The sequence below is a fragment of the Ruegeria sp. CF5 genome (genome assembly GCF_056537325.1).
In genome coordinates this window covers 670,489-691,004 of the sequence record NZ_JBQFRI010000001.1, presented here as the reverse complement: position 1 = coordinate 691,004, position 20,516 = coordinate 670,489, and the positions used below count along the sequence as shown (strand labels likewise).

The following is a 20,516-nucleotide window of genomic DNA, read 5'->3' as shown; positions in this document are numbered from 1 at the left end:
AATTGAGCCTTGACTGTCTCTCGCTTAACTCAGTGCCAACACGGCCCGCAGAGGCCGGACACTGCTCACAGAGGCCCACATTGCAACATACGCTCAAAGCTCCGGTCGCGTTCAAAGGCATTGGACTGCACAGCGGTAAACCCGCAACCATGGTTCTGCACCCGGCTGCTGCCGGCCACGGAATCTGGTTCAAGCGCACGGATATCGAGCTTGGCAATGCGATGATCCCCGCCATCTATGACATCGTCGAGCGGACGCCTTTGTGCACCCGTTTGGTCAATGATGCGGGCGTGTCTGTGTCGACCATCGAACATATCATGGCCGCGCTCGCCGGATGTGGCGTCCACAATGCCCTGATCGAGATCGATGGCCCCGAAGTCCCGATCATGGACGGCTCGTCGGTTGATTTTGTCCGTGGCATCATGGCCAAAGGTGTGCGTCGTCAGGCCAGCCCGGTTCTGGCGTATGAAGTCCTCAAGGAAGTGACTGTGGAACGCGAAGGCGCACGCGCCTCGATCCGGCCCTCCGACCGGTTGGAAATCGAGTTCCACATCGACTTTGACGATGCGGCCATCGGCAGCCAGACCATGACGCTGGACATGCGCAACGGCTCATTCGCCCGCGAACTTTCCGATTGCCGCACGTTCTGCCTGCGCTCGGATGTCGAAGCGATGCGCGAAAATGGCCTTGCCCTGGGCGGTACGCTGGATAACGCCGTCGTGGTCGATGGCGAACTTGTGCTGACGCCGGGAGGGTTCCGCCACAAGGACGAAGCCGTGCGCCACAAGATGTTGGACGCGCTGGGTGATCTTTATCTGGCGGGTGGCCCGATTCTCGGCCACTTCGTCGGGGAAAAGTCCGGTCATTCGATGACCAACACCCTGTTGCGCAAGCTGTTTGAAACGCCGGGTGCCGTGCGTCCGGTCCTGTGTTCACCGGAACAGACCGAACTTCTGCCGGGACAGGGGCTGATTTGGAACGAAATTCCCGAAGTTGCCTGATCTGACCGGAACTCGGTCAGCAATTCGGTCACAATGCCGATAAGGCGTTTTGCACCGGAATTTTATGTGCTAGACCGAAGCCCAATCCGGGGCGACCCCACGAGAGAAGACGACAAGGATGGGCGGTATGGTTGGCAGCAAAGCGGCAGTCAGGCTTGCGGGCGCGATTCTTCTGACAGCCACTTTGGCAGCGTGCAGCGGCGGGCTGTTCGGTGGCAGCAGGGTAGACCGGAATCAGAACCTCGAAGGCTACACGCCTGAACAGATTTTCACCCGTGGCGAATACGAGCTGTCGCAAAGCAACGCGGACAACGCCGCGTGGTATTTTTCCGAGGTCGAGCGTCTGTATCCCTATTCCGACTGGGCCAAGCGCGCCCTGATCATGCAGGCGTTTTCCTATCACTCCGACAAGAACTACGAAGAAAGCCGGGGTGCCGCGCAGCGCTATATCGACTTCTATCCGACGGATGAGGACGCGGCCTATGCCCAGTATCTTCTGGCGCTCAGCTATTATGACCAGATCGACGAGGTCGGGCGTGACCAGGGCCTGACCTTCCAGGCGCTGCAGGCACTGCGCACGGTGATCGAGGTTTATCCCGACAGCGAATACGCAACATCCGCGATCCTGAAGTTCGATCTGGCCTTCGACCATCTGGCCGGTAAAGAGATGGAGATCGGGCGCTACTACCTGCGCAAGAAACACTATACCGCCGCGATCAACCGTTTCCGTGTCGTGGTCGAGGATTTCCAGACCACCTCTCACACAGCCGAGGCGCTGCACCGTCTGGTCGAGGCGTATCTGTCCCTCGGCCTGGTAGAAGAGGCACAATCGGCGGGGGCTATTCTGGGTTACAACTACCAGTCGTCCGAATGGTATGACAGCAGCTACAAACTGCTGACGTCGCGTGGGCTGGAACTCAAGGACCGTGGCGACAACTGGCTCAGCCAGATCTACCGCCAGTCGATCAAGGGCCAGTGGTTGTAAGCGCGATGCGAACTGGCCTCGGACGGTGACACCCGATGCTGCGCGCCCTTGATATCCGCGATATGCTGATCATCGACCGGATGGAGCTTTCGTTCCAGCCGGGGCTGAACGTGCTGACCGGTGAAACCGGCGCGGGTAAATCCATCCTGCTGGATTCGCTGGGATTCGTTCTGGGCTGGCGCGGTCGCGCCGAACTGGTCCGGCAGGGGGCCACGCAGGGCGAGGTGGTGGCCGAATTCGAACTGTCCCCCGGCCATGCTGCCCATGCGATTCTGGACGAGGCCGGATTGCCCGGTGGTGAGGAGTTGATCCTGCGCCGGGTCAACACTTCGGACGGGCGAAAGACGGCTTGGGTCAACGACCGACGCTGTTCGGGCGAGGTATTGCGGGCGCTGTCCGAAACCCTGATCGAACTGCACGGCCAGCACGATGACCGCGGCCTGCTGAATCCGCGTGGACATCGCGCGATTCTGGATGCCTACGCAGACGTTGATGCCCAACTGACCGCGACCCGCGCCGCATGGGCCGACATGTCGCGCAAGCGCAAGGCGCTAACAGATACCGAAACCGCTTTGGCTGCCGTACGCGCCGAGGAAGATTTCCTGCGCCACGCCGTGGCCGAGCTGGACAAGCTTGATCCGCAACCGGGCGAGGATGCCGAACTCGACGCCCGCCGCCGTATGATGCAGGGGGCCGAACGCATCCGCGATGACGTGGCTCGCGCCTTTGCTTTGTTGGGGGCAGAAGGGGCCGAAGGGGCAATGGGCGACGCGGTGCGCTGGCTTGAAGGAGTGTCCGACAACGCAGGCGGCCAACTGGAAGAGCCGATTGCCGCCCTTGGCCGCGCTCTCATCGAACTGGGTGAGGCGCAGGATGGTGTCAACGCCTGCCTTGAGGCTCTGGATTTCAATCCCGCCGAACTGGAAGCCGCAGAAGAGCGCCTGTTCGCCATCCGCGCGCTGGCCCGCAAACATGACGCGGCCCCCGATGATCTGGGCAATTTTGCCGAAACTTTGGGCCAACGGCTGAAACAGCTGGACGCGGGTGAATCCGATCTGGCGGATCAGCACGCCGCACTGGTCGCTGCCGAAGCGGATTATGAGGCCGCTGCCTCCATCCTCAGCACCGCGCGGCGCAAAGCAGCCGGAAAGCTGGATCAGGCCGTCATGGCCGAGCTTGCTCCGCTCAAGATGGAACGCGCGGTGTTCGAGACCCACATCACCCCGTCCGAACCGGGGCCCGATGGGCACGACATGGTGGCTTTCACGGTCGCTACCAATCCCGGCGCTCCCGCCGGTCCGCTCAGCAAGATCGCGTCGGGTGGTGAACTCAGCCGCTTTCTGCTGGCGCTCAAGGTCTGCCTCAGTGGCGATGACAGCGGGCGCACGATGATCTTTGACGAAATTGACCGCGGTGTCGGCGGTGCGACCGCTGATGCCGTTGGTCGTCGTCTGGCATCTCTGGCGCAGGGCGGTCAGGTGCTGGTTGTCACCCACTCGCCGCAGGTCGCCGCCCGCGCATCCCATCATTGGCGCGTGCAAAAGATGGTGGCCGACGGGCAAACACTATCATCGGTGATCCCGCTATCCTCGGACGAGCGGGTGGATGAAATTGCGCGCATGGTCGCGGGCGACACGATCACCGACGAAGCCCGCGCCGCCGCCCGCGCTTTGCTGGACGCCTGATCCGCGATCTTGCCGCAACGCTTGGGGCACAGTGTCGTGAACCGACTTTTCTATGCTCTGCGCGTGGCTTACTAATGGTCGGGACATGACCCAAGTGGCCAGATGACCCAGTCAACCCGAACCGTATTACGCAACCAGCTTTCTCAGGCCATCGCGGCGCTCAAGGATGCGTGGCGGGTTATGCGTCGTCGTGGGCCCAGCCAGATCCAGTTCTGGTTCATCGCCCTTGCCATCGGTATTGCGGCCGGATTTGCCGCCCTGTTGTTCCGCAAGGGCATCGCGGCGCTTCAGGCCCGAATTTATGGCACCGAAGATATCCTTTTCCTGCACACCTTTGCCTCCAGCCTGCATTGGTTCTGGGTGCTTATCATCCCGATAGTCGGCGGACTTGTGGTCGGGTTCATTCTGCACCGGTTTACCGATGACGGGCGCGTGCGCTCGGTCGCGGATGTGATCGAAGGCGCGGCCCTGACGGACGGGCGGGTCGAGACAAAGGCGGGGATCGCCTCGATGTTCGCCTCGCTGATCACGCTCAGTTCAGGCGGGTCCACGGGGCGAGAAGGTCCGGTGGTCCATATGGCGGGTGTAATCTCGACTTGGGTCAGCCAAAGGATCAACGCCGACGGCATCACCGGGCGCGACCTGTTGGGCTGCGCCGTCGCAGCCGCTGTTTCCGCCAGCTTCAACGCCCCGATCGCCGGGGCGCTTTTTGCGCTCGAAGTTGTGCTGCGCCACTTTGCAGTGCACGCCTTTGCGCCCATCGTGATTGCCTCGGTCGCGGGTACGGTGATCAACCGACTGGAATACGGCGATGTCACCGAGTTCACGCTTAAAACTCCGGGGTCGCTGCAGTTCTACGTCGAATTGCCTGCCTTCCTGCTGTTGGGTCTTATCTGTGGTCTGGTCTCGCTTTTGCTGATGCGGTCGATCTTTTTTGCCGAGGATATCGGAACCCACATTCAGAATCGCCTGTCCCTTCCGCGCTGGCTGCGCCCGGCGGTTTCCGGCGCGATGCTGGGCCTGCTGGCCATCTGGTTTCCGCATATCATCGGTGTGGGCTATGAAACCACAACCCGCGCCCTCAGCGGTGATCTGCTGCTGTCCACGGCGATCCTCTATGCCGCCATAAAAACGGTGGCCTTGGCCATCACCATGGGCGGCCGCATGGGCGGCGGCGTGTTTTCTCCGTCGCTGATGATCGGCGCGCTGACCGGTCTGGCCTTTGGCCTGATCGCCACGGGCCTGCTGCCGGATGTGTCCGGCACCCATACACTTTACGCCTTTGCCGGAATGGGCGCCGTTGCCGCAGCGGTCCTGGGCGCCCCGATTTCAACCACGCTGATCGTCTTTGAACTGACCGGCGACTGGCAGATCGGGCTGGCGGTGATGGTCTCGGTTTCGATGTCCACGGCTCTTGCTTCGCGCCTTGTGGACCGGTCCTTCTTCCTGACCCAGCTTGAACGCCGTCATGTTCACCTTGCCGCCGGTCCGCAGGCCTATTTGCTGGCGATGATGCGTGCCGGTGCCGTGATGCGGCCGCTGGGTGATGCGCGCTCAATCGACAAGGAACAGGCGCTGGAACTGATCGAACAGGGGCTCTGCGTTCAGGCCAGCGCCACGCTTGAGGCTGCGATGCCCTATTTCGATCGCGATGACATCCCCTGCATCCCTGTCGTCATCGTTGAGGAGGACGGGTCGGAGACACCCGTGGGTGCGCTCTATCACATCGACGCGCTCAAGGCTTACAACCGGGCGCTGGCGGCCACAGCGGCCGAGGAACATTCGTGATAGCGCCGGATTGCGAACCGCACCGCCGGTGCGTGATGACTGTGACCAGTACAACAATCCGCAACTGCACGATGCGCATTCCGATTCAAATCAGACACAATGCGCGATAAGCTGTACCTGAGGTAGAAAGCAGGAGAGAACGATGCCAAAAATCGTCTTTACCATGTTCGCGGCGGCAGCATTCTGGGCGGTTGCGGGCACCGATCATGCACAAGCGGGCCCCAGTGGATTTTATGAGGTCGTCGGCGTCGAAGACGGTGACATGCTCAAACTGCGTTCGGGGCCGGGAACCGGGTACAGGGTCATTGTCGGCCTACCCAACGGCGCCGTTCTCAAGCTGCACGAATGCCAGCAGATCGGCAGCAACGAATGGTGCAAAGTGTCGCTCAGGGAAACGCGGGCGCTCAAGGGCTACGTGTCGTGGCATTATCTGCAAAAACTCTGAAATCGCTTCCCCGAACCGCGCAGCATCGCGGCAGCCAACCTACCCGTGCAGTTCTGCCTTCAGCCACTTGATGAACGTGGCGGCCTGCGGTCGTACCGGACCTATGGGGGTTACGGCATAATAGGTGACATTGCAGGTGGACGGCACGGGAACCCGGCAAAGTTCACCCGATGCCAGATCGTCGCGGACAAGAACCTCGGTCGCAAACGAGATACCCAATCCCTGCCGTGCCAGCGAAAGCTGTAGGAAAGGAACGCCCAGATCGACATTCCTTAGTTTGCTCGTATCCAGACCAAAGCTCTGAACGGCCCGTTCTTCATGTTCGATGCCCTTTGACCAGATCCATGGTAACTGATCCAGCGGGGGCATGTCCTCGTTGACCATGGATGGCGCGCCCACTGCGATCACCTCGCTTTCAAGCAAGGGTTCAGCGTTCAACCCGGGCCAGTCGGGCTCGTCAGGGGTTGCACGAATGCCCATATCAAATCCCATCGCGGTTATGTCCACGACCTCTTGCGATGGTAGGATCGAGACTTGAATGTCCGGGTGCAGCTGCCAGAAATCAACCAACCTCGGCAGGATCACGGCCTGTGAGATAAAAACCGTCGCAGCGATCTGAACCGGCTGTTTGTTCTGATCCTGACGCAGTTCCTGAACCCCCGACGCAATCGTTCCGAAACCTTCGGATAGGTGCCCGGCAAGCTGCGTGCCCGCATCGGTCAATGCAACGCTTCGCCCCGAACGCCGAACCAGCGCGACCCCAAGCTCAGCCTCCAGCGACCGCACCCTTTGCGCAATCGCCGCATGGGTGACGTTTAGCTCTCTGGCTGCCGAGGCAAAGTTGCCACCGCGCGCCGTCAGTTCAAATGCGCGCAGCGAAGACAGCGATGGCAAAGCTCTCCAGTCGATATTCAATATGATACTCCAGATATCATCTGAGAATATTAGTTGCTTAGCATGATGGGCGCAGAATTGCTATTTCTTGTGAATAGATCACCTGGAAAGACTTTCGACATGTTACAACATACATCACCCGACCTTCTCCGGACTTGTGCGCAATACACGCCCGACGGGCGGCCAACGGATCGGGATCGGGAAAACTTCAGACAGTTCCAAAGACAGACGGCCGAGCGCAAGCAAGCCGCACCCCCGAACGGGTGGCTGGACAGAACTGCTGCTCTGATCGAAAGACTTTCCGCGTTTCTCCGACTGCGCGCCGGAAACATCTGAATGCCGAAAGTGCGTGGCGCCGCAGCGCGCGGCTACAGTTGTTCCACTTTCACCGAATCCCCGGTGTAAAACGCCAGATAGCCCTTGATTTCGGCCACAGCGGGGATCGGCTCTTCATAGCTCCAAACCGCATTTTCTGTGGTGGAGGATTTGTTGACGATCGAGAAATGCGTCGCATCTCCCTTGTGCGGGCAGTGGGTCACCTTGTCGGAACGGTCCAGAAAGGCCATCGCGATATCCGCGCGCGGGAAATAGATTACCGGATCCAGATCGCCTTCGAGCAGTTCCAGCGCGGCGGTCGTTTCGCCCAGAATTGCACCGCCCGAACGGACGCTCCATTTGCCGGATGCTTTGCGGATCGTGATGTGATCGGACATTCCCACTCCTCCCTCGTCGTTTCAGGGCCTCTCCTTAGCCCTTATTATGTAACAGACCGGTGTCACACCGGCTCAGTTGCGGCATCCAACCACAGTCTCGCGTCAGTGCCCAGCCTTGGACCGACTTTTTCCGCGACGTCGCGATGATAAGCGTTCAGCCAGTCGCGTTCTTCGCGTGTCAGCATATCAACAGCGATCAGGCGGCGGTCGATGGGGGCAAAGGTCAGCGTGCGCCAGCACAGCATCGCCCGTTCATCGTCTCCGCCGGGCAGGGTCGGGGCCTCTTCGACGACCACCAGATTTTCGATGCGGATACCAAACGCCCCTTCACGGTAATATCCCGGCTCGTTCGACAGGATCATGCCCGGTTCAAGCGGCACATGGCTGACCCTAGACAGGCGCTGCGGACCCTCATGGACGCTCAGATAGGCGCCGACGCCATGGCCGACCCCGTGGTTGAAATCCTGCCCGGCCTGCCACAACGGCACCCGCGCCACGCATTCGATGTCACGCCCCGCCAGCCCGACCGGCCAACGCAGCATCGACATGGCGATCATGCCCTTAAGGACACGGGTGAAACAGGTCCGCTCTTCTTCCCCGACCTCGCCGATGGCGATGGTACGGGTGATGTCGGTGGTGCCATCCAGATACTGACCGCCACTGTCCAGAACAAGCAAATGCCCATCCTCCAGTCGGCTGTCCGTTTCCTCGGTCACCCGATAATGCATGATCGCGCCATTCGGCCCCGTCCCGGCAATCGTATCGAACGAGATTTCCTGCAGTGCGTTGTCCCGGCGGCGGTATTCCTCCAGCCGTGTCACCACTTGCGTCTCGGTGATGCTGCCCGGTGCCTGCCCATCCAGCCAGCACAGCAGCTCCACCACCGCCACTGCGTCACGCAGATGCGCTTCGGCACTTCCCGCTATTTCGGCCTCGTTCTTGCAGGCTTTGGGCAGTGCGCAGGGATCACCGCCATCAACCATCTGTTCGCCCAGCACATCCGCCACCACCTGCGGGACCGAGCCCGGATCGACCTGAACCTGTCCCTGCAGCCTGCCGACCGCGTCCAGAAACGCGTCCACAGAGTGCTGCGCGACCCGCAGCCCCAGATGATCCCCAAGCCCGGCCAGTTTTTCAGCCGCCATGAACAGATCGACCCGGCCATCGCTGTGCAGAATGGCAAAGCCATGCGCGACCGGGTTGCGGGCGATGTCCGATCCGCGAATGTTCAGCAGCCACATGATCGAATCCGGCAGGGTGATTACTGCAGCGCTGCATCCAGCCTCGTGCAGGTCCTCGGCCAGCCTGCTGATTTTGCTCTCGGCGCTTTCACCGGCAAATTCAATCGGATGGGCCGTGACCGGGTTCATCGGGGCAGGGGGCTGATCTTTCCAGATACGGTCCACCAGGTTGTCACAGCGCACCAATTCGATGCCGCTGCCCTTTAGTTCCTTGAGCGCGCTTTTGATCTGCCCCGCCGGATGCAACCACGGATCAAAGCCAACGCGCCCACCATCAGGCAACTGTTCTTTCAGCCACGCGGTCAGGCTTACATCCGGCCAGGGAACCGGCGTGTAATCCTCTGCGACCTGCGCCTTGACCTGCGTGCGATAGCGACCATCGATGAACACGCCCGCAACATCCGCCAGCGCCACGCAAAACCCGGCTGAGCCCGTAAATCCGGTCAACCACGCCAGACGATCATCCCGCGGCGCAACATATTCCCCCTGATGCGCATCCGCCCGCGGGATCAGAAACCCGTCCAACCCCTCCTGCGCCATCTCGGCGCGCAATGCGGCCAGCCGGGGGGGACCCTGTTCCGGGCGAGCGGTTACGTCGAAAGTCTGAAACATGATGGCCCCGTGCTTGTGTCCTGTCGGGGCGAAAAGTGCGGTGACGCGCGCCAAATGTCCATACGTGTCGGGTCACGTTTCCCCGGCCAAAAACGCCTGCAATGTTTGAATATAGGTGTCGTAAACTTCGTTTCCGGGCAAGGGGATGTGATTGGCCGTCTCAAGAATGGCCAACGAAGCCTCAGAAATTCCCGCAGCCAGCTTGCGCGCTTCAGACAAGGGATGAACAGCACTGTTGCGACTATGCAAAACCAGCGTCGGGCATTGGATCTGCGGCAGCAAGTGTAATACCGAAGCCGTGTTGCCGCTGTCACGCTGATACAGCTGTTCTTCCACCGAGTAGAGTGCCTGCAACTCACCCACGATCTCGCGCACTGTTTCAAGCGGACCTTCTGGAAAATAACTCAGCAGAGATCCGACCGCATAACCACTGCCCGGATCCTGCCATCCTTCGATAATCAGGTTGCGGATCGAATCCGACCCCTCGACACCATCACGATGGTCGCGTCCTTCTGCCCAGCCGCCGACAATGGCGAGGCGGCTAACCCGTTCCGGGAATTTGACGGCAAATCGCAGGGCCGAAAATACACCGCCAAACTCTGCGACGATTGCAAAACGGTCAAATCCTGCGGCGTGCGAGACCGCCAGAATGTCCTCTGTCACGCCGTCATAGTTTACGAACCTGGGATCACCCCAATTCGTCTGATGTCGTTTGTTGTAGCGCAGCAGAGTGAACTTCGATTCCATCGCTTCGACGTATGCGCGTTCTGACGGCAACCGCCATTCTGCTTCCAGATCATAAACGATCGATCCCACGCGCAGCACCGGGGGACCCTCTCCTGACACCGTGTACGCAATAGCCTGGCCATTATGCCCTCGCGCATATTTCAAGTGCTGCGTCCGCGGGTTTTCACGCAGGGTCGGTTTGCTTTCACAACTCACTTCCGCCGCCATCTGCAGACCACGCCGCACAATCGTTCGTATGATCCGCTGTGCCTTGCCGTCATCGCCCACAGCCTTGCGGGCCGCAGCGATCCGCGCACTGATCGTCGATTCCGAGACAAAGCGCCCGTTCCAGACACGCGCGATAATTTCCTCGCGCGCGACCAGTTTGCCGGGACTTTCGGCAAGTAGCTCCAGCAGATCAAAGACCTGCGGCTCAACCGGAACGGGCTGACCACCGCGCAGCAGCACGTGCCGCTCCACGTCCAGAACACAATCTGCAAACTCATAGCGCATGGGCCGAATACACTCCGTTTCGATTGGGGCCACAAGGTTCAATGGCTTTCCCAAAGGTTTCTCGGGGATTTCTCAGGATGGTCTTCAAGCGAGGGGGCGACGCTGTTGCCAGATTGGATGCAACAGACAGGAGATACCAATGATGCCGCCCTTCGACACCGCATTGCTGCGCCACACCGCCGTCAGGCACAGGCACAACGTAAACCTCGCCCGAATCGGAAAAGGTACCGGACCGATCATGTGGGGCGGGTTACTGAGGATGCTATTCCGCCCGACCGGGCGGGGTCAACGGGTTTAACTCGCCCGCTTCATCCCCATGACCCGGGCCCGCGCACGCGGGTCGCTGTCGAACAGGGCCGCAAGTTGTTCGGTCATCGCACCCGCCAGCTGTTCCACATCCGTGATCGTCACAGCGCGGTCGTAATACCGTGTCACGTCGTGACCGATGCCGATGGCCAGCAGTTCGACCATCTTGCGCCGTTCGACCATCGCGATCACGTCGCGCAGATGTTTTTCCAGATAATTCGCGGGGTTAACGCTGAGAGTTGAATCATCGACCGGCGCCCCATCCGAGATCACCATCAGAATCTTGCGCGCCTCGCGCCGTGCCAGCATCCGGCGGTGTGCCCATTCCAGCGCCTCGCCGTCGATGTTTTCCTTCAGCAGGCCTTCTTTCATCATCAGACCCAGATTGGGCCGGGCGCGTCGCCATGGCGCATCCGCACCCTTGTAGATGATGTGGCGCAGATCGTTCAGACGGCCGGGCTGCTGCGGGCGGCCATCGTTCAGCCACGCCTCGCGCGCCAGCCCGCCTTTCCAAGCGCGGGTGGTAAAGCCCAGAATCTCGACCTTCACGTTGCAGCGCTCCAGTGTTCGCGCCAAAACATCGGCACAGATCGCTGCAATCGAAATCGGACGCCCGCGCATGGAGCCCGAGTTGTCCAGCAGCAGCGTCACCACCGTATCACGGAACTCGGTATCCTTCTCGACCTTGAAACTCAGCGGAGTGGTCGGGTTCGCCACCACCCGCGCCAGACGTCCGGCATCCAGAATGCCTTCCTCGCGGTCGAACTCCCAACTGCGGTTTTGTTGCGCCTGCAGGCGGCGCTGCAACTTGTTGGCCAGACGACTGACCGCGCCCTTCAGCGGCTCAAGCTGCTGATCCAGATAGGCGCGCAGCCGCTCCAGCTCGGCGGGTTCCGCCAGATCCTCGGCGGCAATCTCTTCGTCATTGGTGTTCAGATAAACCTTGTAATCCGGATCGGCGTCGGATGCAGGTGGCGGGGCAGGCGGCTCCAGCGGCGCTTCGCCATCGGGCATCTCGGCCTCATCGCCCATCTCATCCTCGGCCATCTCGTCCATCGAGACCTGTGCCTGGGACTGATCCTGCTGTTCTTCCTGCGTCTGTTCGGGATTGGCGTCGGCGTCCTGTTCGTCCTGATCGTCCTGCCCGGTGCTGTCGGGATCGGGCTGCTCCTCGGCATCGTCCTCGGCCTGATCTTCCTGATCTTCGTCCAGCTCATCCGGGTCTTCGCCCAGCTGATCGCCGTACCCCAGATCCTTGATCATCTGCCGCGCGAACTTGGCGAATTCGGCCTGGTCCGAGAGCACCTCATCAAGGTTCTCCAGCACGCCACCGGCCTGTTCCTCGATGAAACCGCGCCACAGGTTCATGACATTCTCGGCCGCAGGCGGCAAATCGCGCCCCGTGGCCAGATGCCGGATCAGATAACCCGCCGCCACCGGAAGGGGCGTATCTGCCGGCTGTTTGCACTGGTCGTAGCCGCGCCGGATGGCCTCATGGCTGATCTTGACGTCGATGTTGCTGGCCGTGCCGGGCATATCCCGCGCACCCATCGCCTCGCACCGCGCGGTCTCCATCGCCTCATACAGATCGCGGGCCATGTCGCCCGGCGGCGCATAACGCGCGTGTGTCGCATCGTCGTGGTACTTGCGCTGCAACGCCAGCGCATCCGCAGTGCCCCGCGCCAGCAGAACCTCTTCGCGCGTCATTCGGCGGCTGACCTGAGGCAGCCGCATCGAGTCCCCCGACACGCCCGAAGGATCGACCGTATAGCTCACCGACAGTTCAGGATCGTCGGCCATCACCTTGGTGGCCTCGGCCAAGGCCTTTTTGAACGGATCGGCGGGGTTATCGTTTGGTTTGCTCATCAGTCGGCCCCCGCTTCTTCAAGCGTCATTTCATCACTTGCAAGACGTGCCAGCACGTCCACATGCACATCCAGCGCATCCACTACAGTATAGCCCGGGTCTTGCCCGTCAAAGGCCAAATTCAGATCGGTTCCGGCCAGCACGACCGCGTCGGCGCCCAGATCATCTACCATGCGGCGACCGGCGTCCAAGAACCGAGTGCGATCCTGATCGGAGCAATGTCCGGCAACGGCCATGTCCTGATAGGTCTGTCCCAAAGTCTCAATCTCGTTTTCCAAGGCAACTGCGCGGGTCAACGAAAGCTGGCCATAAAGTTTTGTTCGCATGACAACCCGTGTTCCCAGCAGCCCCACAGTCCCGAAACCACGAGAGGCAAAATATGCGTCCAGAGGTTTAACGGCTGAAACGAGGGGCAGTGAAGTACGCGTCACTGTCTCATCGTAACAAAAGTGCCCCCCCAGAGAGGTGATCGCCACGCAATCCGCCCCGGCAGCGCCAAGGCGATCAATCAGTCCGGCATAGACCTCGGCCTGCGCGTCACGCTCATCCGCCAGATTGTTGCGTATCAACTCCTGCACATCCGCGTGGACGATCGTAAGTTCCAACGGAGTGCCGCGCGCAGAAACAGCTGCGCTTAGCCTCTGGTAATAGACTACAGTTGCTGCAACCCCGATCCCGCCAATCAATCCGATGTGCATGGCGGTACCTCAATTACCCCAAGCTGGCGCTGGCCGCGCTCTCCGGCAGTTCCTCGTCGAAACAGCGCTGATAGAACTCGGCCACGGTCTGGCGCTCAAGTTCGTCGCACTTGTTCAGGAAGGACAGGCGGAAGGCATAGCCCACATCGCGGAAAATCTCGGCGTTCTGGGCCCAGTTGATCACGGTCCGGGGGCTCATCACCGTCGACAGATCGCCGTTCATGAAGGCGGTCCGGGTCAGGTCGGCAACGGTGACCATCTGGCTGACCTGCTTGCGGCCCTTCTCGGTATTGTAATGCGGCGCCTTCGATAGAACGATCATCGTTTCGGCATCGTGGCTCAGGTAGTTCAGCGTCGAGACCAGCGACCAGCGGTCCATCTGCGCCTGGTTGATCTGTTGCGTGCCATGATACAGCCCGGTGGTGTCACCGAGGCCCACGGTGTTGGCGGTGGCGAACAGGCGGAAGTTGGGGTTCGGCGTGATGATCTCGTTCTGGTCCAGAAGGGTCAGCTTGCCGTCATGCTCCAGCACACGCTGGATCACGAACATCACATCCGCGCGGCCCGCGTCGTATTCGTCGAACACGATGGCAACGGGGTTGCGCAGCGCCCAGGGCAGGATGCCCTCGTGGAATTCGGTGACCTGCTTGCCATCGCGCAGTTTGATCGCGTCCTTGCCGATCAGGTCGATCCGGCTGATATGGCTGTCCAGATTGACGCGCACGGCGGGCCAGTTCAGGCGGGCGGCGACCTGTTCGATATGGGTCGACTTACCGGTGCCGTGATAGCCCTGAATCATCACCCGGCGGTTATGGGCAAAGCCTGCCAGAATCGCCAGCGTGGTTTCTGGGTCGAACTTATAGGTGTGGTCGATCGCCGGTACGCGGTCGCTGGCCTCGGCAAAGCCTTTGACGGCCATGTCGGTGTCGATTCCGAACACGTCACGAACCGAGATCTCTTCGGTGGGTTTTGCGTTGATGTCGATCGATCCGTCAGCCATTCGCCTCGTCCTTATCCTTTGCCCCGGTCGCCGGGTTTGAACCCGTGTGTGGTGCAACATATTGCGGGTAAGGGCAAGGGAAAGCCGCGTGCTCCGCCACGTGACAAGACGTTTCTTTGAAACTGGCCCTATTGGCCGGCCCGGTACGCGTTGGCACGAAATCCCACCACGCGCACAATCAGGGCCAAATTCATCCGGAAAATGCGGCTTTTAAATCACGATGTTGATGGTCGCTTCGAGACCGGTGTCGCCTTTGACAAAATCCATCGACACCGTATCGGCTTCTACGTCAGACATGCGATTGAACAGCCCGTCGCGCGCATTGTTTGGATCATCTTTGATATAGAACTGGGTGGTCAGAACTTCGCGATTACCGTCAAATACCTTTACGTGAATGTGCGGGGTGCGTCCCGGATAGATCACCGGTTTAATCGTGCGAAACACATAGCTACCTGACTCATCCGTAATATCGTGTCCAAAACCCTGAAAGGCGCGATCATATGGAACGGCGCGATTATCGCCCGGATGCAGATACTTGCCGTTCACGTCGCATTGCCAAATCTCGATACGGTATCCGACAGATGGTCGCCCGTTGCGATCCACGATGGTGCCACGCAGCATAAAGATTTCGCCGCCAGCTTTTTTAACCTGACCTGCAATTTTCACCAGGTCATTGTCGATATCAGGCATTCGCATGTTGGGTTTTGGATAGAACGGCCCTTCAGCGGCGCGTGGAGTCAGGGCAGCAGCAGCGGCCTTGCCTGCCAAGGTGCTACTTCCGACCAGACCTGCAATTCCAGCAAGCAAGCTGCGGCGTGAATTCTTTGGTGTCGTCATAATTTGCTCCCTTCGAGCCCATGAGAGACCCACTCCCACATGTTATGTCCAACGCGTGTTACAACTAGCTCAGAGTGTATCAGTCTCAATGAATGTCTTCCCCGGTTCGATAGATTCTGATCACCCTTAGGTATTGATAAACAACGGCTCAATGCCGCCATTCGTCAAAAGACCTAAGTCCGGCTTTTCACCAAACTTAACAAACACCGTGTGATTTCAGGTTATACTGGCGGCGGTCTCAGCCTCACGCGCGCATTGGCGCTAGGCCTGAGGCCGTATTTTCAAGGCAACAATTGAGGGAAAGAAATGTCGAATTTCGGTAATATGAAACACCTCATTGCCGCTGGGATTGTGGGGGTCGGTCTGGCCCTGCCGGCGGTTGCTCAGGAAAAGCCGCTGAACTTCCTGATCATCTGGGGAGATGACATCGGCTATTGGAATGTCAGCGCCTACAATCAGGGCATGATGGGGTATGAAACCCCCAATATCGACCGCATCGCCAACGAGGGGATGTTGTTCACCCATGCCTATGGCGAACAATCCTGCACCGCAGGCCGCGCCAGCTTTATCACCGGCCAGTCCGGATTTCGGACAGGTCTTCTCAAGGTCGGACTGCCCGGCGCAAAGGAGGGGATGAGCGAGAAAGATCCCACCATTGCCGAATACATGAAGTCCAAGGGCTACATGACTGGCCAGTATGGCAAAAACCACCTTGGAGACCGGGATGAACATCTGCCGACCAATCACGGCTTTGACGAATTTTTTGGCAACCTTTACCACCTCAATGCCGAGGAAGAGCCGGAAAATGTCGACTATCCCAAGAACCCCGAATTCCGCGAAAACTTCGGCCCGCGCGGTGTCATCAAGTCCAGCTCTGATGGCAATATCGAAGATACCGGCCCGCTGACCCGCAAGCGGATGGAGACCATCGACGAGGAAGTGACCGCAGGTGCGCTCGACTTTATCGACAGGGCGGCCGAACAGGATAAGCCGTTCTTCCTGTGGTACAACACCACCCGTATGCACATCTTCACTCACCTGAAAGAGGAAAGTCAGGGCGTGACCGGTCTGGGCGTCTATCCCGATGGCATGGTCGAACATGACAAGATGGTTGGTCAGATGCTGGACAAGCTGGATGAGCTTGGCATCGCTGACAACACGGTCGTCATGTATTCAACCGACAACGGAGCCGAGGTGTTCAGCTGGCCCGACGGCGGCACCACCCCATTCCGGGGTGAAAAGAACGACAACTGGGAAGGCGGCTATCGTGTTCCGCTGCTTCTGAAATGGCCCGGTGTCATCGAACCGGGGCGCAAATCAAGCGAGGTCATCAGCCATCTGGACTGGTTCCCGACCTTCATGGCGGCGCTGGGCGACGCCAACATGAAAGAAGCCATGCTGACCGAGGCTCCGTTTGGCGAGGCCAACGAACCCGTTCACCTCGACGGCTATAACTTCCTGCCATATTTCAAAGGCGAAGCCGAGGAAGGCCCGCGTCACGAGTTCCTCTATTTCTCTGACGGCGGCGATCTGGTGAACCTGCGCTATAATCGGTGGAAGGTCGTCTTTGCCGAGCAGCGCGCCCACGGGTTCGACGTCTGGCAAGAGCCGCTGACCTTCCTGCGTCTGCCGAAAATCATCGACCTCTATTCCGATCCGTTCGAACGTGCCGAACACGAATCCATCGGATATCCGAAATGGCGGCTGGACCGCACCTATCTGCTGGTTCCCGCGCAGGCCTTCGTCGCGCAGTTCCTCCGAACCTTCGAGGATTATCCGCCAAGGCAGAAACCGGCGAGTTTCTCGATCGATCAGGTTCTGGAATCACTCCAGCGCAATCAGGGGGGCTAGGCGACCAAATACACTTACAAGGGCGGTCTGCGCGTTGTGACCGCCCTTGCAAAAATTCGTGTCTCCGAAGTCTCTTGGCGGTTTTGCCCTATCTCAGAACCAATTCGCGCTCGGCAACTGCTCCGTTTGAAAACGTAAGGCGGGCGCGAGTCTTCTTCAGGTCTTCGCTCAGAAACGTGCGATCCTCGAAGATGACAAAGAACCGGGTGCTTTCCGTATCTTTCAGACGTTCCGCCGTTGGGATGTCCACCTTGAGAAAACTTGAGTTGGCATAAGGCTTGTTGATTGTCAGCTCAACGGGCAGGGGCGCGCCGTCGCCCGATGTGGCCACCATTCCGTCTTCGGTGGCGCTGATCCGATAGGTCGCGTCGATGCCCTTGTTGCTGAGAAACCCGCCTTCAGGCTCTTTGTCTTCATACCAGGCTAGTTCAAGATTGGTGATTTGCTCTGTCTTGTCGGTGTTGTTGATGACGGTCAGAACAAAACCGATTCCGGTGTTTCCATTGCCCGAACCCACCTCACGAAACTCGGTAAAATCCAAAGATACTGCGGGCGCCGTGACCTTGGGTGGAAACGCCTTGAGATAACCATATGCGGCAATCCACAGAACTGCGCTGGCATACATGAACAGCCTCAGACCGTAAGGCCACGCTTCGGGCAGAGAAAAGTCGGGCAACTTGATCATTCCTCACTCACAGACGAAAAGAAAACACGCAATGCACCCGGCAGATCCACGGGCTTGCTCCTGAGCAGCTCCAAAAGTGCGGCTGCGTTCGGAAATTCCGGGGCAATCCCCAGCAGTTTCTCCAACGCCGCTTTGGCCTCGGTGGATCGGCTAAGGTTTGCCTCGGCAAGCGCCAGCAGCCACCGGGCATCCGCAAGATCGGGCACCAGCTCGACCGTGGTTTGTGCCGCATCACGCGCGGTTGGCGTTTTCCCGATGGAAAAAGCGGCGACTGCAAAGGCATAGTGAACCTGCCCATCCTGCGGTGCCAGCTTCGCCAGTTCTTCAAGGATCGGGTAGGCGGCCCCGTAATCCCGGTTGTTGATGGGGGCTTGAACGGAGTTCCTGAGATACGCCTCCCGATTCATGATTTTGGGTAAAGGTGCGATCACGTCGCCCTTGCCGGATGTCGCTTCGGGCGAGGCCACGGCGACCACGCCCTCTTCGCAAGCCGCCGGCAGCATTGCCTGATCCGGGCCACTGTTCCCGGCGGCCGCGGAAATGATAAAGTCATAACCCTCGGCGCGCAGGTCGCTGATCTTTCGGCAGATGTCAGACGCGCCATCTGTTTCCGGCGTGAAACCCAGTGAAATATTGATCACAAAAACTTTCTGTTCCCGGACCAACCAGTCAATCGCGCTGATCACCGGGTCGACGCGCAGGCCAAAGTCCATATCCATGACATTGGCTGAAACGACCCGAATCGAAGCATAGGCCGCCAGAACAATCGCCACACCGGTGCCATGCCCAAAGCGGTCTTCGGGCGGGGCGTCCGTAAAGCTGACCATTTCAGCAATTTTACCGGCAAGCTGAGGGTGATCGGGGTTCACGCCCGTATCAATAAGGCCCACACCGACCGTTCCGGGCGATGCCGCCCCCGTTTCCTGACCGAGATGAATAGGGGCAACTTCAAGATACCTGAGCTTTGCCGGGTCCGATCCCAGGAACAGGCCGATATCCTGATCTGCTGAAAGGGCAACGCCCGGTCCCGGCAATGAAACGGTTTTGCCCATGGCAGCCGTTCCCCCAATACACAAACAAAAACCACCCACTCAATGCTGGGCGCAACGCGAGTTCCAACAACTCGCTAAATCAATGCCATACTGTAACACGTTCAGACCGCACCCGAAACAAATTCGGAATCGGGGCGGTGACCAAAGCGAAAATGCCTGCAGAACCGGTTACTTGAAGTTCCGGCTGTCCTTGATCTGATCCCAGGCCCAGACGACCTCCTGCAGCTGTTCTTCCTGGCTGCGGTCGCCCCCGTTCATATCCGGGTGCAGCACCTTGATCAGCTTCTTGTAGGCCTTGCGCACCTCGGCCTTGGACCAGCTGTCCTGTGCCTCAAGAATTTCGACGGCGCGGCGCTCGGTCGGCGGCAGGCGGCGTCCGCCCGTATTCGCGCGGCCCGGATTTTTGGTCGCGTTCTCGCCCAGCACCTGATGCGGGTCCTCGATGCCCAGCCGCGCCCAGGCCCGCGCCTCGGGATCGCCCATCGGCTTGGTCTCACGTTCCCACACCTTGTCCTTTGACCGCTGCGCGTTCAACTCGGCCTCGGTGGTGCCGTCGAAGAAGTTCCACTTCTGGTTATATTCCCGCACGTGCTGCTGGCAGAACCAGAAGAAATCATCCAGAACGTCCGGCGCCTTGGGCGCACGGAACTTGCCCGCCTCTTCGCATCCTTCGTGGTCGCAGATTCGCACTGACGTCTCCGACGCGCCCGACATGCCCCGACGCCCGCGCGGGTTTTTCTTTTTGGCGCTGGATACGGACATATCGAATCCGAAGGGGTCTGATTTCACCATATGCTCATCCTCACGAACGCGTCTTTCCGACTCGGAGGCAGCAGTTTAATCTAAGTGGCCGAAAGTAGAAGAGGGCAGCGGTAAAATTTTTGTCGCTGAGCAGAAAAATGAGCGTTACTGAAGAAATCCGCGAATGCCTGCAAACGGCGTTCAACCCACGCGAGCTTGAGGTTGTCGATGACAGCGAAAGCCACCGCGGCCATGCCGGGTACCGGGATGGTGGCGAAAGCCACTTCAACGTCCGTATCCGCGCCGCCGCGTTTCAGGGCCAGTCCCGCGTCGCCCGTCACCGTGCGGTGCACGCCGCATTGGGGGATATCGTGCCGCGCATCCACGCGCTGGCGCTGGATATTGACGCATAAGTGTTGCGGTGCGGGGACGTTGGCGGGTACCTGGTGCGCCGCTGATTGGCCTTTTCAACCTTTGCTGGTATGGAACATCGCGCAGGTGCCGCCTGTTTCGCGCTCCTCGTTAATGTCCCTTTTTGTCTGGTGAACACATCCCATGAGAATTTCTTTTCTTTTGCCACTGATCCCGCTGCTTGCCGCATGCACTCCGGTCTCCGACGACACACCCGGGGTTGTCACCAGCGCAGGCGCCGGTGAGGTAATGATTGTCGGTCCTAAAAAACACGGCAAGGTTGCCAAACCCACGCAGCGCATGGTCGAGCAGGCACAGGAAGTTTGCCCAAGCGCGATCTTTCATTCCACGCAACCGTCGATGAGTGGCGGCGACCGGTTCGAATACCTGTTCAAGTGCTAAGGCGCCGCCTCATGTCAGCAAATACGGGCTATCAGGCAAGGCTATAGCCCGGTGATCACCCCCC

Annotated in this window: 20 protein-coding genes; 9 read left to right on the top strand and 11 right to left on the bottom strand. The window is 59.6% G+C overall.

All coding sequences use genetic code 11. The features are described 5' to 3' along the window. Positions 1–80 precede the first annotated feature (80 nt). From lpxC to ACR0NW_RS03210, 5 genes are all read left to right on the top strand, one after another. A complete protein-coding gene (gene lpxC, locus ACR0NW_RS03230; RefSeq protein WP_480448880.1) occupies positions 81–1,001 on the top strand; it encodes a UDP-3-O-acyl-N-acetylglucosamine deacetylase in 921 nt (306 codons plus the stop codon). Between the two features lie 127 nt (positions 1,002–1,128). After that, on the top strand, positions 1,129–1,986 hold the full coding sequence (locus ACR0NW_RS03225; RefSeq protein WP_170650751.1) for an outer membrane protein assembly factor BamD: 858 nt from the start codon (positions 1,129–1,131) through the stop codon (positions 1,984–1,986). 35 nt (positions 1,987–2,021) lie between these two features. Further along, complete coding sequence (gene recN / locus ACR0NW_RS03220) at positions 2,022–3,671, top strand: DNA repair protein RecN (RefSeq protein ID WP_480448882.1); 1,650 nt, start codon at positions 2,022–2,024, stop codon at positions 3,669–3,671. 102 nt (positions 3,672–3,773) lie between these two features. Beyond that, a complete protein-coding gene (locus tag ACR0NW_RS03215) occupies positions 3,774–5,459 on the top strand; it encodes a chloride channel protein (protein ID WP_170650749.1) in 1,686 nt (561 codons plus the stop codon). 142 nt (positions 5,460–5,601) lie between these two features. Further along, positions 5,602–5,904 (top strand): SH3 domain-containing protein, encoded by a 303-nt coding sequence (locus ACR0NW_RS03210; protein ID WP_480448883.1) that lies wholly within the window; start codon positions 5,602–5,604, stop codon positions 5,902–5,904. 39 nt (positions 5,905–5,943) lie between these two features. Here ACR0NW_RS03210 and ACR0NW_RS03205 read toward each other — a convergent pair whose 3' ends face one another. The 4 genes from ACR0NW_RS03205 to ACR0NW_RS03190 all read right to left on the bottom strand — a co-directional run bounded on the left by ACR0NW_RS03205 (position 5,944) and on the right by ACR0NW_RS03190 (position 10,603). Next, on the bottom strand, positions 5,944–6,819 hold the full coding sequence (locus ACR0NW_RS03205; protein WP_480448884.1) for a LysR substrate-binding domain-containing protein: 876 nt from the start codon (positions 6,817–6,819) through the stop codon (positions 5,944–5,946). Between the two features lie 347 nt (positions 6,820–7,166). Beyond that, complete coding sequence (locus ACR0NW_RS03200; protein WP_170650746.1) at positions 7,167–7,511, bottom strand: DUF427 domain-containing protein; 345 nt, start codon at positions 7,509–7,511, stop codon at positions 7,167–7,169. Between the two features lie 62 nt (positions 7,512–7,573). Next, positions 7,574–9,364 (bottom strand): aminopeptidase P family protein, encoded by a 1,791-nt coding sequence (locus ACR0NW_RS03195; RefSeq protein ID WP_480448885.1) that lies wholly within the window; start codon positions 9,362–9,364, stop codon positions 7,574–7,576. Between the two features lie 72 nt (positions 9,365–9,436). Next, positions 9,437–10,603 carry an alpha/beta hydrolase gene (locus ACR0NW_RS03190; protein ID WP_480448886.1) on the bottom strand — a complete coding sequence of 389 codons (1,167 nt, stop codon included), beginning with the start codon at positions 10,601–10,603 and terminating at the stop codon, positions 9,437–9,439. A 139-nt stretch (positions 10,604–10,742) separates the two neighbouring features. Between ACR0NW_RS03190 and ACR0NW_RS03185 the strand changes: the two genes are divergently transcribed. Continuing rightward, positions 10,743–10,901: a hypothetical protein gene (locus tag ACR0NW_RS03185; RefSeq protein ID WP_170650743.1), complete on the top strand. Its 159-nt coding sequence runs from the start codon at positions 10,743–10,745 to the stop codon at positions 10,899–10,901. On the opposite strand, the gene cobT is transcribed toward ACR0NW_RS03185, so the two are convergent. The 4 genes from cobT to ACR0NW_RS03165 form a co-directional block, all read right to left on the bottom strand. Continuing rightward, positions 10,898–12,775: a cobaltochelatase subunit CobT gene (gene cobT, locus ACR0NW_RS03180; protein ID WP_170650742.1), complete on the bottom strand. Its 1,878-nt coding sequence runs from the start codon at positions 12,773–12,775 to the stop codon at positions 10,898–10,900. The genes ACR0NW_RS03185 and cobT overlap by 4 nt on opposite strands. Then, positions 12,775–13,473 (bottom strand): aspartate/glutamate racemase family protein, encoded by a 699-nt coding sequence (locus ACR0NW_RS03175; protein WP_480448887.1) that lies wholly within the window; start codon positions 13,471–13,473, stop codon positions 12,775–12,777. Before ACR0NW_RS03175 ends, cobT begins: the two co-directional genes overlap by 1 nt. A 13-nt stretch (positions 13,474–13,486) precedes the next feature. Then, entirely contained in the window at positions 13,487–14,473 is a 987-nt protein-coding gene (cobS, locus tag ACR0NW_RS03170) for a cobaltochelatase subunit CobS (RefSeq protein ID WP_170650740.1), read from the bottom strand. 210 nt (positions 14,474–14,683) lie between these two features. Continuing rightward, the gene (locus ACR0NW_RS03165) at positions 14,684–15,310 is read right to left on the bottom strand and encodes a dioxygenase family protein (protein ID WP_480448888.1); all 627 of its coding nucleotides are present in this window, start codon (positions 15,308–15,310) and stop codon (positions 14,684–14,686) included. Between the two features lie 306 nt (positions 15,311–15,616). On the opposite strand from ACR0NW_RS03165, the gene ACR0NW_RS03160 reads away from it, so the two are divergent. Next, positions 15,617–17,161, top strand: coding sequence for an arylsulfatase (locus tag ACR0NW_RS03160; RefSeq protein WP_480448889.1), 1,545 nt, complete (start codon positions 15,617–15,619; stop codon positions 17,159–17,161). Positions 17,162–17,249: 88 nt separating this feature from the next. Here ACR0NW_RS03160 and ACR0NW_RS03155 read toward each other — a convergent pair whose 3' ends face one another. The 3 genes from ACR0NW_RS03155 to ACR0NW_RS03145 form a co-directional block, all read right to left on the bottom strand. Further along, positions 17,250–17,846 carry a hypothetical protein gene (locus ACR0NW_RS03155; protein WP_480448890.1) on the bottom strand — a complete coding sequence of 199 codons (597 nt, stop codon included), beginning with the start codon at positions 17,844–17,846 and terminating at the stop codon, positions 17,250–17,252. Next, positions 17,843–18,898, bottom strand: a complete 1,056-nt coding sequence (locus ACR0NW_RS03150; protein ID WP_480448891.1) for a S8 family serine peptidase — start codon at positions 18,896–18,898, stop codon at positions 17,843–17,845. The genes ACR0NW_RS03155 and ACR0NW_RS03150 overlap by 4 nt, the downstream gene beginning before the upstream one ends. Before the next feature lie 168 nt (positions 18,899–19,066). Then, positions 19,067–19,690: a DnaJ domain-containing protein gene (locus tag ACR0NW_RS03145; protein ID WP_170650735.1), complete on the bottom strand. Its 624-nt coding sequence runs from the start codon at positions 19,688–19,690 to the stop codon at positions 19,067–19,069. A 107-nt stretch (positions 19,691–19,797) separates the two neighbouring features. Between ACR0NW_RS03145 and ACR0NW_RS03140 the strand changes: the two genes are divergently transcribed. Both ACR0NW_RS03140 and ACR0NW_RS03135 read left to right on the top strand, forming a co-directional pair. Further along, the gene (locus ACR0NW_RS03140) at positions 19,798–20,052 is read left to right on the top strand and encodes a BolA family protein (RefSeq protein WP_170650734.1); all 255 of its coding nucleotides are present in this window, start codon (positions 19,798–19,800) and stop codon (positions 20,050–20,052) included. A 142-nt stretch (positions 20,053–20,194) separates the two neighbouring features. Next, positions 20,195–20,452: a hypothetical protein gene (locus ACR0NW_RS03135; protein WP_480448892.1), complete on the top strand. Its 258-nt coding sequence runs from the start codon at positions 20,195–20,197 to the stop codon at positions 20,450–20,452. The last annotated feature ends 64 nt before the right edge of the window (positions 20,453–20,516 follow it).

What these genes read in the sequence shown, in the direction of transcription:
- ACR0NW_RS03225 (WP_170650751.1), top strand. Translation starts at nt 1,129, where the DNA reads ATGGTTGGCAGCAAAGCGGCAGTCAGGCTTGCGGGCGCGATTCTTCTG.
- recN (WP_480448882.1), top strand. Translation starts at nt 2,022, where the DNA reads ATGCTGCGCGCCCTTGATATCCGCGATATGCTGATCATCGACCGGATG.
- ACR0NW_RS03215 (WP_170650749.1), top strand. Translation starts at nt 3,774, where the DNA reads ATGACCCAGTCAACCCGAACCGTATTACGCAACCAGCTTTCTCAGGCC.
- ACR0NW_RS03210 (WP_480448883.1), top strand. Translation starts at nt 5,602, where the DNA reads ATGCCAAAAATCGTCTTTACCATGTTCGCGGCGGCAGCATTCTGGGCG.
- ACR0NW_RS03200 (WP_170650746.1), bottom strand. Translation starts at nt 7,511, where the DNA reads ATGTCCGATCACATCACGATCCGCAAAGCATCCGGCAAATGGAGCGTC.
- ACR0NW_RS03195 (WP_480448885.1), bottom strand. Translation starts at nt 9,364, where the DNA reads ATGTTTCAGACTTTCGACGTAACCGCTCGCCCGGAACAGGGTCCCCCC.
- ACR0NW_RS03190 (WP_480448886.1), bottom strand. Translation starts at nt 10,603, where the DNA reads ATGCGCTATGAGTTTGCAGATTGTGTTCTGGACGTGGAGCGGCACGTG.
- ACR0NW_RS03185 (WP_170650743.1), top strand. Translation starts at nt 10,743, where the DNA reads ATGATGCCGCCCTTCGACACCGCATTGCTGCGCCACACCGCCGTCAGG.
- cobT (WP_170650742.1), bottom strand. Translation starts at nt 12,775, where the DNA reads ATGAGCAAACCAAACGATAACCCCGCCGATCCGTTCAAAAAGGCCTTG.
- ACR0NW_RS03175 (WP_480448887.1), bottom strand. Translation starts at nt 13,473, where the DNA reads ATGCACATCGGATTGATTGGCGGGATCGGGGTTGCAGCAACTGTAGTC.
- cobS (WP_170650740.1), bottom strand. Translation starts at nt 14,473, where the DNA reads ATGGCTGACGGATCGATCGACATCAACGCAAAACCCACCGAAGAGATC.
- ACR0NW_RS03165 (WP_480448888.1), bottom strand. Translation starts at nt 15,310, where the DNA reads ATGACGACACCAAAGAATTCACGCCGCAGCTTGCTTGCTGGAATTGCA.
- ACR0NW_RS03160 (WP_480448889.1), top strand. Translation starts at nt 15,617, where the DNA reads ATGTCGAATTTCGGTAATATGAAACACCTCATTGCCGCTGGGATTGTG.
- ACR0NW_RS03155 (WP_480448890.1), bottom strand. Translation starts at nt 17,846, where the DNA reads ATGATCAAGTTGCCCGACTTTTCTCTGCCCGAAGCGTGGCCTTACGGT.
- ACR0NW_RS03150 (WP_480448891.1), bottom strand. Translation starts at nt 18,898, where the DNA reads ATGGGCAAAACCGTTTCATTGCCGGGACCGGGCGTTGCCCTTTCAGCA.
- ACR0NW_RS03145 (WP_170650735.1), bottom strand. Translation starts at nt 19,690, where the DNA reads ATGGTGAAATCAGACCCCTTCGGATTCGATATGTCCGTATCCAGCGCC.
- ACR0NW_RS03140 (WP_170650734.1), top strand. Translation starts at nt 19,798, where the DNA reads ATGAGCGTTACTGAAGAAATCCGCGAATGCCTGCAAACGGCGTTCAAC.
- ACR0NW_RS03135 (WP_480448892.1), top strand. Translation starts at nt 20,195, where the DNA reads ATGAGAATTTCTTTTCTTTTGCCACTGATCCCGCTGCTTGCCGCATGC.